The sequence below is a fragment of the Bradyrhizobium acaciae genome (genome assembly GCF_020889785.1).
GTDB classification, from domain to species: Bacteria; Pseudomonadota; Alphaproteobacteria; order Rhizobiales; family Xanthobacteraceae; genus Bradyrhizobium; species Bradyrhizobium acaciae.
Window position 1 is genome coordinate 1 of the sequence record NZ_JACMYK010000090.1, and the last position, 15,605, is coordinate 15,605.

General features: G+C 62.9%; 17 protein-coding genes. 11 read left to right on the plus strand and 6 right to left on the minus strand.

Features of this window, described 5'->3' with window-relative positions; genetic code table 11:
- Window positions 1–115: 115 nt before the first annotated feature.
- Window positions 116–1,042, minus strand: coding sequence for a LuxR C-terminal-related transcriptional regulator (locus H8A92_RS27305; protein WP_229198627.1), 927 nt, complete (start codon window positions 1,040–1,042; stop codon window positions 116–118).
- A gap of 488 nt (window positions 1,043–1,530) precedes the next feature.
- Here H8A92_RS27305 and H8A92_RS27310 point away from each other — a divergent pair, with 488 nt between their 5' ends.
- Window positions 1,531–2,172, plus strand: coding sequence for a LuxR C-terminal-related transcriptional regulator (locus H8A92_RS27310; RefSeq protein WP_229198628.1), 642 nt, complete (start codon window positions 1,531–1,533; stop codon window positions 2,170–2,172).
- Window positions 2,173–2,257: 85 nt separating this feature from the next.
- On the opposite strand, the gene H8A92_RS27315 is transcribed toward H8A92_RS27310, so the two are convergent.
- Complete coding sequence (locus tag H8A92_RS27315; protein WP_229198629.1) at window positions 2,258–2,665, minus strand: hypothetical protein; 408 nt, start codon at window positions 2,663–2,665, stop codon at window positions 2,258–2,260.
- 249 nt (window positions 2,666–2,914) lie between these two features.
- Here H8A92_RS27315 and H8A92_RS27320 point away from each other — a divergent pair, with 249 nt between their 5' ends.
- The 4 genes from H8A92_RS27320 to H8A92_RS27335 all read left to right on the plus strand — a co-directional run bounded on the left by H8A92_RS27320 (window position 2,915) and on the right by H8A92_RS27335 (window position 4,901).
- Entirely contained in the window at window positions 2,915–3,430 is a 516-nt protein-coding gene (locus H8A92_RS27320; RefSeq protein WP_229198630.1) for a GNAT family N-acetyltransferase, read from the plus strand.
- Window positions 3,431–3,523: 93 nt separating this feature from the next.
- On the plus strand, window positions 3,524–3,976 hold the full coding sequence (locus H8A92_RS27325; RefSeq protein ID WP_229198631.1) for a cupin domain-containing protein: 453 nt from the start codon (window positions 3,524–3,526) through the stop codon (window positions 3,974–3,976).
- Window positions 3,977–4,000: 24 nt separating this feature from the next.
- The gene (gene plsY, locus H8A92_RS27330) at window positions 4,001–4,690 is read left to right on the plus strand and encodes a glycerol-3-phosphate 1-O-acyltransferase PlsY (RefSeq protein WP_229198632.1); all 690 of its coding nucleotides are present in this window, start codon (window positions 4,001–4,003) and stop codon (window positions 4,688–4,690) included.
- Between the two features lie 4 nt (window positions 4,691–4,694).
- Window positions 4,695–4,901 carry a hypothetical protein gene (locus tag H8A92_RS27335; protein WP_229198633.1) on the plus strand — a complete coding sequence of 69 codons (207 nt, stop codon included), beginning with the start codon at window positions 4,695–4,697 and terminating at the stop codon, window positions 4,899–4,901.
- A gap of 22 nt (window positions 4,902–4,923) precedes the next feature.
- On the opposite strand, the gene H8A92_RS27340 is transcribed toward H8A92_RS27335, so the two are convergent.
- Together H8A92_RS27340 and H8A92_RS27345 are read right to left on the minus strand one after the other, a co-directional pair.
- Window positions 4,924–5,859, minus strand: a complete 936-nt coding sequence (locus H8A92_RS27340) for a diacylglycerol kinase catalytic domain-containing protein (RefSeq protein ID WP_229198634.1) — start codon at window positions 5,857–5,859, stop codon at window positions 4,924–4,926.
- Complete coding sequence (locus H8A92_RS27345; RefSeq protein ID WP_229198635.1) at window positions 5,843–6,886, minus strand: SPFH domain-containing protein; 1,044 nt, start codon at window positions 6,884–6,886, stop codon at window positions 5,843–5,845. Before H8A92_RS27345 ends, H8A92_RS27340 begins: the two co-directional genes overlap by 17 nt.
- Window positions 6,887–7,067: 181 nt before the next feature.
- On the opposite strand from H8A92_RS27345, the gene H8A92_RS27350 reads away from it, so the two are divergent.
- On the plus strand, window positions 7,068–7,775 hold the full coding sequence (locus tag H8A92_RS27350; protein WP_229198636.1) for an NUDIX hydrolase: 708 nt from the start codon (window positions 7,068–7,070) through the stop codon (window positions 7,773–7,775).
- Window positions 7,776–8,014: 239 nt separating this feature from the next.
- Entirely contained in the window at window positions 8,015–9,616 is a 1,602-nt protein-coding gene (locus H8A92_RS27355) for an EF-hand domain-containing protein (RefSeq protein WP_229198637.1), read from the plus strand.
- 43 nt (window positions 9,617–9,659) lie between these two features.
- Here the strand turns inward: H8A92_RS27355 and H8A92_RS27360 are convergent, their stop codons facing one another.
- Window positions 9,660–10,655 (minus strand): phosphotransferase, encoded by a 996-nt coding sequence (locus H8A92_RS27360; RefSeq protein ID WP_229198638.1) that lies wholly within the window; start codon window positions 10,653–10,655, stop codon window positions 9,660–9,662.
- A 130-nt stretch (window positions 10,656–10,785) separates the two neighbouring features.
- Between H8A92_RS27360 and H8A92_RS27365 the strand changes: the two genes are divergently transcribed.
- The 4 genes from H8A92_RS27365 (at window position 10,786) to H8A92_RS27380 (ending at window position 14,434) form a co-directional block, all read left to right on the plus strand.
- Entirely contained in the window at window positions 10,786–11,271 is a 486-nt protein-coding gene (locus tag H8A92_RS27365) for a copper chaperone PCu(A)C (RefSeq protein WP_229198649.1), read from the plus strand.
- A gap of 144 nt (window positions 11,272–11,415) precedes the next feature.
- Window positions 11,416–13,188 (plus strand): PQQ-dependent dehydrogenase, methanol/ethanol family, encoded by a 1,773-nt coding sequence (locus H8A92_RS27370; protein WP_229198639.1) that lies wholly within the window; start codon window positions 11,416–11,418, stop codon window positions 13,186–13,188.
- Between the two features lie 80 nt (window positions 13,189–13,268).
- The gene (locus H8A92_RS27375; protein ID WP_420831377.1) at window positions 13,269–13,808 is read left to right on the plus strand and encodes a c-type cytochrome; all 540 of its coding nucleotides are present in this window, start codon (window positions 13,269–13,271) and stop codon (window positions 13,806–13,808) included.
- The gene (locus H8A92_RS27380) at window positions 13,805–14,434 is read left to right on the plus strand and encodes a hypothetical protein (RefSeq protein ID WP_229198640.1); all 630 of its coding nucleotides are present in this window, start codon (window positions 13,805–13,807) and stop codon (window positions 14,432–14,434) included. Before H8A92_RS27375 ends, H8A92_RS27380 begins: the two co-directional genes overlap by 4 nt.
- Before the next feature lie 24 nt (window positions 14,435–14,458).
- On the opposite strand, the gene H8A92_RS27385 is transcribed toward H8A92_RS27380, so the two are convergent.
- A complete protein-coding gene (locus tag H8A92_RS27385) occupies window positions 14,459–15,454 on the minus strand; it encodes an IclR family transcriptional regulator (RefSeq protein WP_229198641.1) in 996 nt (331 codons plus the stop codon).
- Window positions 15,455–15,605: the final 151 nt, after the last annotated feature.

The following is a 15,605-nucleotide window of genomic DNA, read 5'->3' on the forward strand; positions in this document are numbered from 1 at the left end:
TCTCATCACGCTCTAGGGTGGCCGGCTGCCCTGGCACGAACCTCCGCATCCGCCGTCGTGCACGCGACACCCCGCCGGGGTTACCGGGCGGGGCGCCGCAACAGGGCGATCCCGGCTATTTCCGCAGCCGGATTACCCCATTGATTTGTGCGCCGATGTCCTTGCGGGTATGGCCGTTCGCAAGGGGGACTTCGAAGTAGTTCGCCGTACGGTCGATCGTGCCAAGTGGCGCCGTCCGGCCTGCTCTGGCGCTATTGGGTACGTCTCTCTTGGGTGGAAGCAGCCGTTCGGTTGCGTCAACGGCCTGCTGCGCAGACCCGTTGTTCTTCGGCCAGGCCGCAGGTCGATGGTTCAAACCCCAGATCGCTGCCTGTGTTCTGTTTTGTACCCGGATCTTGCGCAGGATCGCCTTGATATGAACCTTCACCGTGGCCTCGGCAATGTTGATCTTGCGCGCGATGCACTTGTTGGAATCGCCTTCGATCAGGCACTGCAGAATTGAGATTTCGCGCGGCGATAGCTGCCGGGCAAGCCTGTCATCCGCCTCTGCTGCGGTGTGATCGTCATCGTTAGGCGCAGCGGCATCGTCCGCGTCGTGGTCTTCGGCATCGAGGGCGGAGGTCAGGAAAGCCGGCGGGAACACTGTCCCACCCATCATGACGAGCTCGATGGACTTGATGAACGCATCGCAGTTCATCACGTCGATGAAGTAGCCGGTGGCACCGGCCCGCAGTGCGGCAGCCAGGTCGCTCACGCGATACTGGTCTGCGACGACTGCGACGCGTCCATCCGCGTGCCGGCGCTTGAAGGACTCGATTTGCTCGATTGTTGAGCGAAAATCATCGCCGGTGTGAACGATGAGGAGCAGCAATGCCTGGCTGCTGGGGGCTTTCTGCGGTGCGTCATCACCGAACAAGTCATCGGCATCGGCTACTGAAGCCAGGACTTGAAAACTTTCTGAATTCAGAATTCTGGCTAGACCTTCCTTGCGAAGACTGTTTTCACCAACAAGCACAATAGAAAAAGGATATCGCCGTCTCATGGAAACTCTCCCGGACGCTACAATGATACAATGGGCTGGTCGGTTGTATCCGGCTCATTTTCGTTGATGGTTTTCGCCCAGCTAAAAAGAACGACGTGTGAAAAAATGATTCCTTGCTCGATTCCTCAGACACAACTCAGGACCAAAAAGTCCTGAGCCCACTTCTAAATATTTAGGAATGTTAGATGCTAATCCCCAATATCCCTATATACCGTTGGTTATAGTCATTGTTTGGATGTCACCCGTCATAAGAAGGCCGGTCGCGTGACGTATGCGAACCCGGCCTCTCGCCGAGGGGCACTCGCTCGGGATGAGCCGACTCGTTGCTGCGATCAGGCGTTGTTGAAATTATGCTTGTTGGCGTGCTCAGGCCAGTAGATTCACGGATAGCCGCGACAACAAAACCTTACTGAAAAACCTCAGATTGGATTAGCTTATGAATGAAATGGGCGCGGAGCTGAACTGGAGGGACTGAAGGTTGGTCGTAGATGCATTTCAGTCGTGTGGTGATTGCTAGCAGATTTCCGATTGTTTTATTGGGTTTGAACTGCCTGCTCGAAGCAGAGCGCGATTTCAGGGTTGTTGCTCGTTGCAATGATAGTGCGAGCTGTTTCGAAGCAATAAGAAGCGTTGCGCCCGATATAGCCATTTTGGACATGTCGATGCCTGACCTTTTTGGGCAGGCAATGCTCGACGTCGCAAATTCAGGTGCGTCTGCCGTGCGGCTGGTGTTTCTTGCCGGCTCCGTTGAGGATCGCGATCTCGCTGTGTTGGCGGCAGCCGGAGCCTATGGGGTGATGCTGAGCGACGAGGAGCCTGAAACGCTCATACAGACATTGCGGCAGGTCGCCGACGGCCAGAAAATGTTGCCGCCGCCTTCATGCGAGGAAGTCACCTCCTGTACGCAAACCGCAATGCCGGAGAAATATCTGGCGGCACTGACGGACCGCGAGCGCCAGATCATGAGCCTGGTGTCGGAGGGATTATCGAACAAGGAGATCGGCCGTCGTCTGAAGGTGGCCGACGGCACCATCAAGGTTCATTTGCATCACATCTTCCGTAAGCTCGAGATCAGCAACCGGACGATTCTTGCGACGCTCGCCGTCTCGCAGTCCGGGCTGGGCGGCTGACCAGGACTCCTCGCTGCGCGGTGCGCGGTGCGTGGTCTTGATCGGACCACTATTGCAGCGACGCCTATGTCAATGTCGTGCCTGGTCAGTAGCGCGGTATCGGCGATGCAACGCTCCTGAACTGGCGGTGCCGCCCGTCCTTCTCCGCAAGATAGCGCTTCAGGTAGTCCGCAAAGCGTCGATCGTCGACATTTCCCGACAGGCGGTAGGGAGCATCGTACCCATAGTCGAACCGGTAACGTCCGTCGCGCTCGATCGTGACAGTGCAGGTCGTCCAGTATGTCCCGCTCTGGGCATGCATATCGCGCTTGACGCGTTCGAGGTCGTCTTCTGCTGCATCGGACAGGCGGAAGTCGACACATTCATGACGACCGCCCCTTTTCACCACGATCTGCTCCCAGTCCCGGTCGCCCCAATCGCCGTCCATCACGTCAGAAACGTAGTCGACGATGGCCTGCACGCTGTCGCGGCAGCTGTCTTCCGGATTGTTCATTGCCGTCTCCGCCTGTTCCCCAACGGTCGGTCGCATCTGGTCGGGTTGCCGTCGCTCGCATCAGATATTCCTGCAGTTGTTGTGAGACGACTGCGGCAAATTTTTTACGCTTCCCCTTGACGATCGGCGTCATGGCGGAGGTCCTGTGCGGGTCATAGGATTCGGTCCGGGGAACCTCCATTGGGAGTGACGAACGGCGCGGCACGCATTATTCGTCGTGTACGGCTTGTCCTTACCGAAAGAGACCCAATGATCGCATCCCCTGTCATGGTCAGGCGCCTGAGCCCTGCGGACGCTGCGCTCTATCGCGACATCCGCCTCGAGGCGCTGCGCTTGAGCCCTGAGGCATTCGGCAGTGCGTATGAGACGGAAAGCGCCCATCCCGTCGCCTGGTTTGCGGAGAGGCTCGCACGTGGCGCTGTGATGCTCGGAGCGTTCCGGGGCAGCGAACTCGCCGGCATCGTCGGCTTCGTCGCGGCAGACGGGCCGAAGCGGCAGCACAAGGGCGCATTGGTCGGCATGTATGTGCGCCAGGCGGCCCGGCGCGGCGGTGTCGGCCGCCTTCTGGTCGAAGCCGCGCTCGAGCTCGCCGCGCAATCGGTCGAGCTGGTGCAACTCATAGTCGTGAAGGGCAACGAGCCTGCCGTTCGGCTCTACGAGAGCATGGGCTTTGTCGCGTATGGGCTGGAGCAGCACGCGCTGAAGGTCGACGGCCGCTACTATGACGACATCCTGATGGCGAAGGATCTGGTCGGGCGCGGCTGACGCGCGCGATATAGCGACACAGTTCCGGCATTCCAGTACGATAGGCGCATCCATCCGCACATTCGCTTGCTGCCGTCGCCCGGGGAAACTGCCATGCCGAAGATCGACCTGACAAAGGTGCCGGAACGCAAGGGGATCGGCTATCCGGCCGAGTTCGCCGCGCCATGCGCCGAGCGGGTGCGGCAGCGTGTTGGCGATGCCGGCGGGCTCGTCGACTTCGGCGTCAATCTGATGCGGCTGCCGCCCGGCAATTGGTCGAGCCAGCGCCACTGGCATTCGGACGAGGACGAATTCGTTTATGTACTCGCAGGCGAGGTGGTGCTGGTGGAGCACGGCAGCGAGACGGTGCTGCGCGCCGGCGACTGCGCGACGTTTGCGAAAAACTCCGGCAACGGGCATCATATGATCAACAGGTCGCAGATGACGGCCACCTATCTCGAGGTCGGCTCGCGCTCGCGCACCGATGTCATCACGTGCTCGGACATCGACATGATGAGCCCGAGCTCCGATGGTCGTTTTCTGCACAAGGACGGCAGGCCGTACTGACATGAGCGCGTCGAGGTGGATGCCGTGATGTTCTGGATCGCGAGTGTTGCGGGATTGGCGATCGCTTACCTCCTCGGTTCGACGCCGACAGGCTATCTGGCGGGCAAACTGCTCAGGGGCATCGACATCAGGGAGCATGGCTCCAGATCCACCGGCGCAACCAACGTGCTACGGACCTTGGGCAAATGGCCTGCGTTGGTGGTTCTCCTGATCGATGTGCTGAAAGGCGCGGGCGCGATTGTCTTTGCCGATTGGTTTTATCCCCGACTCACGACATGGCCGTCCGTCGCGCCGCCGGCGGGGGTTGACCTGCAAATCTGGCTGCCCTGGGCGGTCGGCCTGGCCGGACTGGCTGCGCTGCTGGGGCATGGCCGCTCGGTCTGGCTGAATTTTTCAGGCGGAAAATCGGCCGCCACCGGGCTCGGCGTGTTGCTGGCGTTGTCCTGGCCAGTGGCGTTGGGTGCTGCGGCCATCTTTGCTGCGACGCTGGCAATCTTCCGGATTGTCTCGCTGGCTTCGATGTTCGCGGCGTTGACGGCGATCGCCCTTATCTGCGGCTTCGAGCAGCCGTTGCCCTACCGGTTACTGGTGATTGCAGGCGGCATCTACGTGATCGCGCGCCACCGCGCCAACATCCAGCGGCTGCTGGCGGGGACGGAACCACGCCTTGGGCAATCAGCCATTGCGGATGCCGCGGTGAAGCGCCAATCTTGAACCCATGCCGGTCATCGGACGCTTAGCCATGACGCAGTGGTATTTCGTTTGGGTCGAAGGTCCGCGTGGACCTGAGCCGCAGAAATGGTCGTCGGACGGGCTCGTGGGACAGCTTGGCCGTCAGGACGTGATCGTCCGCTTTTCCCTGACCGATCGGGAAGCCGATCTCTCGCTCGACCAGCTGGCCAAGCGGCATCCTGTTCCGGAGTGACTGCGCTACGCTCGTGGTGGCGTCACACCACCAGCCGTCCTTCGCGCTCGGCGACCGTGATCTGCGCTTCGGTCCCCGAATTGAAATCGAGCCGATCGGCCTCGATGCCGTCAGAGAAGATGACGCCGTTCTCCGGCATCAGCGAGCGCACGTTGAGGTGCTGCGCGCGCTCGAGGCTGCCGCAGACCAGCGTCACCTGCGAGGTGCGGCTCGGAAACGGCTCGCGCACGGCAAAGCGCAGCGCGCCGGCGTCCCAGGCTTGCGGCAGATAGGGCGGGCTGTCGCTGCCGCCGCCGAAGGCACCGGCTATTGCGAGCGATCCGGTGACGATGCTCTTGAACCAGGCGGTCGAGCCGAGGCCGGTCGCCACGATCAGGCCGCTCGACGACTGCCGCTCCTTCTGTTCGGCGAGCGCGATCTCGTAGACCGCCGACGTGTGCGTGCGCGCGCCGATGAAGAGGTCGTTGACCGCGTGCAGCGTCTGGCCGTTGGTGAGCGCGGCCTTTGCCATCGTTACCGCCTTGTGGCCCCGCTTTTCGGCGGCGACTTCGCGCAGCAGGGCAGGGAGGTCGCGCGGCACGAAGGGCAGCAGGATGCCGTCGTAGCGCTTGGCATCCGGATTGACGCCGATCAGCGGATGGCCGTCGAGATATTTCATCGTATTGGCGACCACGCCGTCCTGGCCGAGCGCCACCACGATATCGGAGGGGCCGAAGATGAAGTTCGGCAGAAAGCTCCGGTCGATGATCTGGTAGCGCCCCCATTGCTCCAGCGCCTGCACGGTGACGCGGCGCTCGGCCTGGTAGACATCGTGCTCGCGCTGGTAGTCGGAGAAGTCGGCGCCGAGGTGCTCGACATAGAACCGGGCCTGCGCCGCCGTCAGGTATTTTGCGATCAGCTCCTCGAGCCGCGTCTTGCGGGTGACGAGGACGATCTTGCGGTCATTGTCGGCGGGCACGGGGAGCCTCCACTGCGGGCTTGTCCAGCAGCGTGTTGAGTAGATCGGGCGAGACGTTGAGCTGGCCGATCTTCTCGGCCTTTTCGGCGATGCCGCTGAAGGCCTGCGCGATCAGCTGTCCCGGCTGCATGCCGGCTGAGGCCAGCGCCTGGATCACGCGGGTGTCGACGCCCTCGAATATCTTCATCAGCGCACCGACCCGATAGGCCTCGGCATCCGCCAGCGTGCGGGTGTTCTCGGCGTTGAGGCCGACGAAATCCTTGCGCCTGCTCTCCAGCGTGATGTCGGCGACCATGCCGGCCTCGCGCAACTCGGCCTGCTTGGCCGCGACGCTGGCTTCGGCGTCCATCTGGGTCTCCCGGATCGAACGCTTCTTCTGCTCGACCGCGATCTCGGTGTCGAGCTCGCTCTCGCGGATGGCACGTTCCTGCTCCACCGCAAAATTGCGCCGCGCGAAGATCGCCTCGTCCGCGCTCTTGAGGATTGCTTCGCGGGCCTCGGCCTCGAGTGCCTTGGCGGTGTCCGGCGTCGGCTTCACGCCGCGGATCGAGACACCGAGGATTTCGAGGCCGAGGGCAGCGATATCGGCCCTGCCGCGCAGTCCGCTCTCGATCAGGCCGGCGATGCGGTCGGCGGCCTGCAGGGCCTCCTTCAGGGTCAGCTCCTTGACCGCCTGCTGCGCCAGTACCTCGACGGTCGCCAGAATCCGCTGCGGCAGCTTTTCCGGATCGTCGGATTCGTAGGTCTTGCCGTCGGCCTTGAGCGTGAAGTTGAGCATCGCGGCGGCCTTCTGCGGCTCGCTGATCCGGTAGGTGACATGGCCCTGAATGGTCAGCGCCTGAAAGTCGCGTGCGATCTGCTGGAAGATGAAGGCGGCGTCGCGGCTGCCGATCGGCACCGCGACCAGCGAGGTGACCGGCCCGTAGTAGAAGCCGGACAGGCCGGCGCCTTGCTGGGTCACCGCACCGCGGCGGTATTTCATGAGATAGGTGGTCGGCTGGGCCTTGATGAAGCGGAGACCGAACATGGCGTTGCACTCCTAAGTAAGTGTGTCTGGACAACTAAGTTAGTTGGACTGTACAACTAAGTATGTTATTGTCAAGCCGGGACGTGAAAAGGTTCACGGCACCAGAGCGCTTTCGAGCAAAGTGGACACCGGTTCGCGTGAAGAAAACGCGTCACAAGAAGTTCTAGAGGACGGGGAGAGCATGCAAGAGAAGCCGGAACTCGACTTTCCGCGGCCGTTGACGACGGTTGATGTCGTCATCTTCGCCATCAGGTCAGACGCGCTTCAGGTCCTGCTGGTTCAACGCCCGAAGGCGGAAAGCGAGCCGTTTCCCGGAGCTTGGGCGTTGCCCGGCGGTTTCGTCGATATCGCCGGCGACCGTGACCTCGAAGCCTGCGCGGTGCGCAAGCTGAAGGCCAAGACCGGCGTCGTCAGTCCCTATCTGGAGCAGCTCGGCAGCTGGGGCAGCGCCACGAGAGATCCGCGCGGCTGGTCTGCGACGCATGCCTACTTCGCATTGCTGCCCGAGCACACCGCCGGCGGTGCGTTAGCCGGAGATGCGCAGTGGTTCGCGGTCGAGGGCGAGAAGGTGAGGCCAAAGCTTGCCTTCGACCATGCCGAGATCCTGCAGGCGGCCGTGCTTCGTTTGCGCAACAAGGTCGAATACACCTCGCTGCCGGCCTATCTGATGCCGCAGGAATTCACGTTGCCGGAACTGCAGCGCACCTATGAGATCGTGCTCGATCGTCCGTTGGAGAAGAGCGCGTTCCGCACTCGCATGCTCGCGGCCGACCTGATTGAGCCGGTCGCGAAGATGCGCAAGGGGCCGAACCGGCCGGCGCAGCTCTATCGGCTGAAGAAGGCCAAGGCGCCGGTATTCTTCACGCGGACATTCAATCCGCCGGGGTGACGCTGGTCGGGGGCGCGCCCGCGTCACGGCGCGCAGATCGATGCAATCCAGACAATTTGAAGTAATCCGTGACGGCAAATTTAATGCGCCTGCGTCAGATCGTTCAACCTGGAATAGTGGAGTGCGAAATGCGGTTGCGGTTGGTTCGCCTTCTGGGCGCTTCGGCGATGTGTCTCGGCGTTTTCTCTGCGCCGGCCAGCGCCAATTCGGAATGGATCATCAACAGGATGGGCGGCGCAATGCGTGCGGACGTGACCTGGGAGCAGGTCAGGTCGCAGATGTTGGCCGCGTTCTATCAGAGCAATCCGGACGAGCGCGGGGTCACCGCGCAAGGCATCGACGATTTGCGCAAGATCGCGGCCGCGCAGCGCCGATTGCAGGTCATTACGCAGGTGCTGGCTTACGATCTCGATGGTGACGGAGCGGTCACCAAGGCAGAGGTCGTCGCGGTGATGCAGCCGCGGGCGCGGCAAATGATCCACGCCAACGGGGTGCAGCTCGAGCCAACGCCGGAGCAGGTTCGTCTGCAGCTCGAGAGGCTTGTCAGCGAGGCGCTCAAGCTGGATGCCGACCAGGATGGCGTCATCAGCGCCGCTGAAATCCGGCAAGAAGGCCAGCGACAGGCCGATCAGGCCAGTGTCAGCTGGCAGCAAGGCGCGACCCAGTACGTCCCGATGACGCTCGATGCGAACGGAGATGGCGCCGTCTCGCTCGCCGAATACGAGGCGGCCGTGCGCGAGCAATTTGCCGCGATTGACCAGGATCGCGATGGCCGCATATCCGCCAGCGAATTCGCGGATTTCGGCAAGCGCCTGAATGAGGCCCGACAGGCGGCGCAGCGCGCGCGTGAGATCCAGCTCCGGAAGCAGCAACTGCAAGCCGTCGTGGCGGGGTGCGATGTGCCCGCCGTCCCGCGCGAGGTGCGTCTCATTCTTCTGGGGGCGCAGGAGGGCAAGGCGCTGTCGAACGCCTGGGTCGGCAACCAGGACCGGGTCACCTATGTGACGACCGTCGAGATCGCGCCCGGACCCGAACCGATCTATCTCGCGCTGGCGAGTGGCGGCGCGATGATCTGGGATATCGTCGGAGCGACCGAACGCATCGCCGGCGTCGTGGCCGATGCCGACGTGACCGTCGACAAGTCGGGTGACGCGCGTCTGCAGCGGTTCGCGGCCGCAGCCGGTGCGGGACCGCAGCGCGGCGGCAAGCCGCTTGTCGGCATCATGGGCGTGCCGCGCGAAAAGGTCCACTTCACCGCACACGCCGGATGTCTTGTGCCGGCGACCGACGCAACGATGAAGGATGGTCGCGTCGAAGAGATCGCGTCGTTGTTGCTCGGGCGCGCCGTGGATGAGATTGGCGGCGAGCAGAACGCGGGGACTTTCCGTGTCCCGGCGGCGCGGCATTTTCCGGATCGGCCGGTTCGCAACGCGATCCAGTTGCCGACGGAAGGCCTTGGCGAATTGTTGTGGCGCGACGTGCGGGTGGATTACCCGGCCGGAATTGCGCAGATCGACGTCGAGGCGGTCGTCTCGGCGCATCCGGTCAACCACTATTCCGTCTTGCCGGGCCGCGCCGGTCTGGCGGGGTTGGTCGACATCGGCGCGCTCATGGTCACCGGGATGAGCCGCGGCGTTCGGATCAACGATGGCGACTTCAAGCCGTTCACCGTGCCGGACAAGTTCAGGATTTCCAAGAAGCTCAGGCTTCCTGCCGGCGCGCGCGGGACCTTCACCTTGCCGTCCCAGGTGCCGCCGCCCGACGGCGATCTGAGCGCGACCTGCGTGCTGTCGGAACCGGAGATGAAGCCGATCAGCGGATCGCGCACGAATTGCAGCTAGGTTTTCGGGTGGAGTAACTGCCGGTTCGGGTGAAGAAAGCGCGTCAAACCGAAAGATCGAATCCGGGCGTCGCGACATCGGAGAGGAACGCGGCGAGGAGCATCTTGCCGACCACGTGCTTGGCAGCCGGCGTGCCGACCTTGAGCCGGCCTGTGCGTGTGGCCTCCGCGAGTTCGGCAAGCGTCGGCGCCGCGAGGCTCGTGTCGGGTGCGGCGCGCGGCGCCGTCGCGGATGCGCTGAACAGCACGCCGGCATAGTAGAGCCGGGTCAGGGCGCGGACATGCGCGAGCCGGGCCCGGAGTGCGTCATCCAGCGGGCGGCCGAGCCAGGCGCGATGCAGAATGTCTTCCAGCTCAGGCGTCCTTGCGATGCTGCCGCCGACGATTGCAAGATCGACCAGCGGATCGGTGCGGTAAGCGGACTCCCAGTCGATCATCCAGAGCCTGTTGCCGTCGAACAGGATGTTGGCGGGCAGCGGATCGTTGTGGCTCGAAACCGAATTCGCTTCGTCCCAGACATAGGTCGCGCGGATATGCGCCAGATGTTCGTTGCACCGGTCGAGCACGCCGGGCGCAAACAGGCCGGTGCGACAGACATGGGCCCAGAGGCGGGCCACGATGTCCAGGTAACGCACGAAGGATGGAAAGGTCGGCGTCGCCTGCAGCCGCGCCAGCAATTCGCCGAGTGCCTTCGCCAGCGCCGGCAGGCCACCGGGATAGAGGGCGAGAGGCTTTCGCGAGATAAAGTCCATCACGGAGATGCGCGACGTCTCGTCGACATAATAGAGTCGCGGCGCGATGCCGGCTTCAGCGGCAATCCTGAGTGAAACATATTGATACGGATTGCGCAGCGGACTCGGCGCGCCTTCGATTCGTAGCAAATAATTCTCGCCGGCTGCATCGATTCTGAACAGACGCGCCGACGTGGCGCCGCCGGAGACAGGCGTGACGGCGTCGATCTTTGCTGTACCAATCACCTCACGCAGTGCGGCATGCGCTGCATCGCGCTCGAGCGGCGGGAGTGTATCGAGATCACTCATGCGCAAAATGTTAGCATGACGGCTATGCGTGCCGAAACTGCAATGAAACCCGGTTCCCGATCTTCAATCACTGGATGCGCGCGATGAAGCATGAAACAATGCCGCAAAAATCACGTCGGGAGAAAACTTGATGTCGTTCGAGTGGGGGTTGCATCGCGCCGTTGCGTGCAGGATCGTTATGTGCAGATCGCGGATTGCGTTGCCATTATTCTGCCTGATCAGCACGTTCGGAGTGACGCATAACGCCGTCGCAACCGAATCCCTGGCGATTGTGGATGCGCGCGTACTGGCGATCGACAAAGCGGGCGGGGACCTTCCCTTGACGATGACGATCAAGAACGAGGCCGACAGCGCCGATGCGCTGCTTCGTGTCCGCTGCCCGGTCGCGAATTTTTCCGAGCGCCACATCGTCGATCGCGGCGAAGGCGCACCCGCCATGCGTTCGATATCCAATATACCAATCCCGCCCAAGGCGACGCTCGAGCTGAAGCGCGACGGCTATCACGTCATGCTGTTGCAGATGCGTCACGCGCTCGCGCCCGGCGAGACATTCAAATGCGCGGTCGTTTTTCAGAAAGCAGGCACCATCGAGACGGAGGTACAGGTCCAGAAGTGACCCAAAACAGATGACCAAAGACAAGTGACCAAGGAAGGCGGGTGGCACAGCCAATCGCCTGGACTCAAGGCTTCTCGCGCGATCGCCCGTGTGTGACGGGCGGTTCGATCAATGAAGAATGCTGGATCCGGAGGAAATGAACTGATGACAAAGTTGAATTGGGTAAAATCTCACATGCTCGCAGCGGCAGTAGCATCCGCTGCGACCTTCGCGGGCTCGTTCGCGTTCGCGGACGACGTCAACCAGGACCGTCTGCTCAACGCTGACAAGGAAGCAGGCAACTGGCTGCACCACCACAAGAATTATTCGGCGACCCGCTTCTCGTCGCTGGCGGATATCAACAAGGACAACGTCAAGAACCTGAAGGTCGCCTGGACCATGCATCTCGGCGGCGTCGAGGGCGGCGGAATCTGGGGGCATGGCGGCCTGGAGGGAACTCCGATCGTCGAGAACGGATTCATGTACGTCACCGACGGCTGGGGCTCGGTCTACAAGATCGATGCGCATGGCGGCAAAGGCGTGCTGGTCTGGAAGATGGATCCCAAGACCGACCACGACTGGGCCGGCGCGGTCGCCTGCTGCGGCGTCGACAACCGCGGCGTCGCGTTGTGGAACAACCTCGTCATCTCGCACACGCTCGACGGCCGCCTGATCGCGACCAACAAGGAGACCGGGCAGGTCGCCTGGCAGCGTCAGGTCGCTGATCCCGACAAAGGCGAGGTGATCACCGGCGCTCCTCTGATCGTCAAGGACAAGGCGATATCAGGCGTGGCTGGTGCTGAATACGGCATTCGCGGCTGGATCGCTGCGACCGACCTGAACAGCCAGAAGGAAGTCTGGCGTACCCACACCATTCCGGGCAAGGACGAGGCGGGTGCCGAGACCTGGAAGGACGACAAGAACGCCAAGGCCAGCGGTGGTGGTTCGACCTGGGTCACCGGCAGCTTCGACCCTTCGACCAACACCATCGTCTGGGGCGTCGGCAATCCCGGACCGGACTGGGACAATGAATATCGTCCCGGCGACAACCTCTACACCGACTCGTCGCTCGGTCTCGATGCCGACACCGGCAAGATCAAGTGGCACTACCAGCACACGCCGAACGATCCCTACGACTATGACAGCGTGGCGGAGAACGTGCTGGTCGACGTCCCCGGTCCGAACAACTCGACGCTGAAGCTCGCGCTCGAGGCCGACCGCAACGGCTTTGCCTATGCGGTCGATCGCAACAGCGGCAAGTTCATCTGGGGTCTGCCGTTCGTCAAGAAGGTCACCTGGACCAAGGGGCTCGATCCCGAGTCCGGCAAGCCGGTGGAGTATGATCCGAAGCAGGGCGTGCAGAAGTACAATGCGTCGGTCACGCCGAGCCGCACCAACAAGGAAACGGATATCTGCCCCGGCAACATGGGCGGCAAGAACTGGCCGCCCACCGCGTATAATCCGAACCTGAAGCTCTGGTACATTCCCGTCATCGAGAGCTGCAACCACATCAAGGTCGAGGAGACGACGCCGGACAAGGTCAAGGCGCGCGAGTTCTTCACCGGCGGCGGGCCGAGCCAGAACGTCAAGATCACCGGCAGCGTGACCGCGATCGACGTCACCACCGGCAAGGTGGCAGGGAAGGCGGAGACCCAGTTCCCGAACCTTGGCGGTATTCTGGCGACTCCCGACCTCGTGTTCTCCGGACAACCGTCCGGCGAGGTGATCGCCTATGACGCGAAATCGCTGCAGCAGCTCTGGCAGTTCAATACCGGCGGTGGCGTCAACGCGCCCCCGATGACGTTCTCGGTGGACGGCAAGCAGTACATCGCCATCCTGGTCGGCCTCGGCGGTGCCTGGGACAAGTGGTTCATCGATGCCACGCCCGAGCTGAAGCGGATGCAGCCGGGCTCGATGCTCTACGTGTTCGCCCTTTGACGTCGCAAGCGCGGGAGGCTTCGATGAGAGGCCTCCCGCGTCGGTCTGGCCGAAAGAAATAAGACAAGAAACAAAAGCAAATGAAGCAAAAATGGCTGATTGGTGCGTGGCTCGGCTGCGCGCTGGTGATGGGATTTGGCGCGGCGCATGCGCAGTCGGCGAGCGATCCGACCTATGCGGGAAAGGCGGTGTTCAAGCGCGGCAATTGCGTCGGCTGCCACAAATGGCACGGCAACGGCGGCGGCGGCTATGGCGGCGACGCGCTGTCGCTGCGTAAGACCGAGCTGACGCGGGAACAGATCATCGAAACCGTGACCTGCGGTCGGCCGGGCACCGGCATGCCGTTCTTCGTGCGCGGCTCCTATGACACCACGAAATGCTACGAGATGAGCCGGCAGGATGTCGCGGACCGCATGCCGCCCGAGGCGAACGTGTTCCTGCGGCCGAACGAGATCGAGGCTGTCGCCGATTACGTGCTCGCCCACGTCAAGGGCAAGGGGGAGCCGAACTATGACGAATGCATTGCCTTCTTCGGCGATGGCTCGCGCGTCTGCAACATCTACAAGGAGGCCGGCCACGCCGCCGCGCCGTCCGACCCAAGCGAGAAGGCAAAGCCATGAGCAAGCAGAGATCGGCAATTCGCGGGTTGGTCTTCGCCGCCACGATCATGGCGGCCGTACCGGCGATGGCGACCGCGGGCGACCTGCGCGACATCAATGTCGGCATGGCGATCACGAGCGTGCCCGACGCGGGATACATCAACCTGACCTGCGCCGGAGAGAAGGCCACCCACCGATTGGCGGAATGGGCGCAGTGGTCGAGCTGCCCGGAAGGGCCGGATCAGTTGCGCGGCATCCGTTTCGAGTATGATCGCGAGACTGCGCGCGAAGGCACCATGGTCGGCGGCCATCCGGCGATCCTGACCGTGATGATCGACAAGGACGCCAGGATCGCGGCGCTGACGATCGAGACCGATCCGAAGGCGCGGCTCTATCTGCGCAAGAAGGCTTTCCTGCTCGGCCTGCAGGCGAAGTCGCGCTACGGCGACGACGGCTGGATTTGCGCGGAGGCGAAGCCGGGCGCCGACAAGCAGGAAGTCGGCGGGGTATTCGTCGACGAGAAGTGCAGCAAGACCACCGATGGCCGGACCGTGGAGATCGAGCGGCATCTCTATCGCGAGCCGAACAAGGAGCTCAAGGACATGACCGACGAGACACGGATCACGATCCGCCGCGCCGGGTCCTGACGTCGACCGGACGCGCTGCCCGATTCAGGTCTCGATCGGTGGCGCGTCGATGTCGATCTGCGGCAGCAGGCCGGGCGACTGCCGCTCGACCAGCTCGCGCATCTTTCCGATGATCGCCTTGCCTTCCGCCGAGATGATTGAGCTCGGGCCTGCGACGGTAATGACAAGCGGAGGCGTCTGGTCGGCCTCGGTCAGCCGCATCGCAATCGCGCTCAGGCCGGGCGTTCCCATGTCGCGGGTATAGGCAAATCCCTGGCGGCGGATGATCGCCAGCGCATGCTGGATGTCGGGGAATCGGACGGCGGAGGATGGTGCTTCCTCGGCGTTGATCCGCTGCACGATCCGCCGCGCATCCTCGTCGTTCATCAGGCTGAGAAACACCCGGCCCGGGGTCGAGTGGGTCAGGAGCCGCCGTGCGCCGGGTTCGAGGTAATAACGCACTGGCGTCGTGCCCTGCAGCACGCGGATATACTGGCTGTAGAGCTGGTTGCGCGCCACCACGAAGGTGGTCAGCCGCGTCGTCTCGTGCAGCTCGCGCGTGATCGCATCGAGCGTCGCTCCCGGCAAGGTCTGGCTCTTGAGCCAGCCGCCGAGCAGGGCGACGCGGACCGTCGGCACGTAGCTGCGCGCGGTCCGGTCGTGGTCGAGATAGCCGAGCTCGACGAGGCTCTTCAGCAGCGCCGACGTGCTCGACGGCGGATAGTTCAGCCGGCGCGCGATCTCGGTCATGGCCGCCGGCCGTTCGATCTCGGCAAAATACTCGAAGATGCGGAGCACGCGATGCGCCGACTTGACGACGGACGGATCGGGGCTGCCGTCGGCGGCGCGGAACAACTCGTCATGCCGGTTGGCCTCGATCACCATTGCCGCGGGATCGTCGGGTTGCGTGCGAACGCGGTCGGCGACGATGCGCCGTCGGCCGCGCCGGGATGGGGGCTGGATATCGGAGCGAACGTCCTTCATCTTCTTGCCGCTCGTGTCCTTGAACACAGCGCAGGCCTGGTGCGCTGCAACATTCATTGTCGCTTTCTGCTGCCGAATGTGCAGCGAAACCAACGGAGGTCAAGAGTCCGCGGTGCAGCATGGCTTGCCGTGCGGTCCGCGCGCGGACGGCATTTCCTCCACGTATCTGAAATTATTCTCGTGCGGGCGTCCGCCGATGGACATCGCC

Bases quoted from the DNA above. Each gene is read 5' to 3' on its own strand.
- H8A92_RS27355 (WP_229198637.1), top strand. From the start codon at position 8,015: ATGCGTGCGGACGTGACCTGGGAGCAGGTCAGGTCGCAGATGTTGGCC.
- H8A92_RS27350 (WP_229198636.1), top strand. From the start codon at position 7,068: ATGCAAGAGAAGCCGGAACTCGACTTTCCGCGGCCGTTGACGACGGTT.
- H8A92_RS27345 (WP_229198635.1), bottom strand. From the start codon at position 6,886: ATGTTCGGTCTCCGCTTCATCAAGGCCCAGCCGACCACCTATCTCATG.
- H8A92_RS27385 (WP_229198641.1), bottom strand. From the start codon at position 15,454: ATGAATGTTGCAGCGCACCAGGCCTGCGCTGTGTTCAAGGACACGAGC.
- H8A92_RS27315 (WP_229198629.1), bottom strand. From the start codon at position 2,665: ATGAACAATCCGGAAGACAGCTGCCGCGACAGCGTGCAGGCCATCGTC.
- H8A92_RS27380 (WP_229198640.1), top strand. From the start codon at position 13,805: ATGAGCAAGCAGAGATCGGCAATTCGCGGGTTGGTCTTCGCCGCCACG.
- H8A92_RS27365 (WP_229198649.1), top strand. From the start codon at position 10,786: ATGTCGTTCGAGTGGGGGTTGCATCGCGCCGTTGCGTGCAGGATCGTT.
- H8A92_RS27370 (WP_229198639.1), top strand. From the start codon at position 11,416: ATGACAAAGTTGAATTGGGTAAAATCTCACATGCTCGCAGCGGCAGTA.
- H8A92_RS27375 (WP_420831377.1), top strand. From the start codon at position 13,269: ATGAAGCAAAAATGGCTGATTGGTGCGTGGCTCGGCTGCGCGCTGGTG.
- H8A92_RS27310 (WP_229198628.1), top strand. From the start codon at position 1,531: ATGCATTTCAGTCGTGTGGTGATTGCTAGCAGATTTCCGATTGTTTTA.
- H8A92_RS27305 (WP_229198627.1), bottom strand. From the start codon at position 1,042: ATGAGACGGCGATATCCTTTTTCTATTGTGCTTGTTGGTGAAAACAGT.
- H8A92_RS27325 (WP_229198631.1), top strand. From the start codon at position 3,524: ATGCCGAAGATCGACCTGACAAAGGTGCCGGAACGCAAGGGGATCGGC.
- H8A92_RS27320 (WP_229198630.1), top strand. From the start codon at position 2,915: ATGATCGCATCCCCTGTCATGGTCAGGCGCCTGAGCCCTGCGGACGCT.
- H8A92_RS27360 (WP_229198638.1), bottom strand. From the start codon at position 10,655: ATGAGTGATCTCGATACACTCCCGCCGCTCGAGCGCGATGCAGCGCAT.
- H8A92_RS27335 (WP_229198633.1), top strand. From the start codon at position 4,695: ATGCCGGTCATCGGACGCTTAGCCATGACGCAGTGGTATTTCGTTTGG.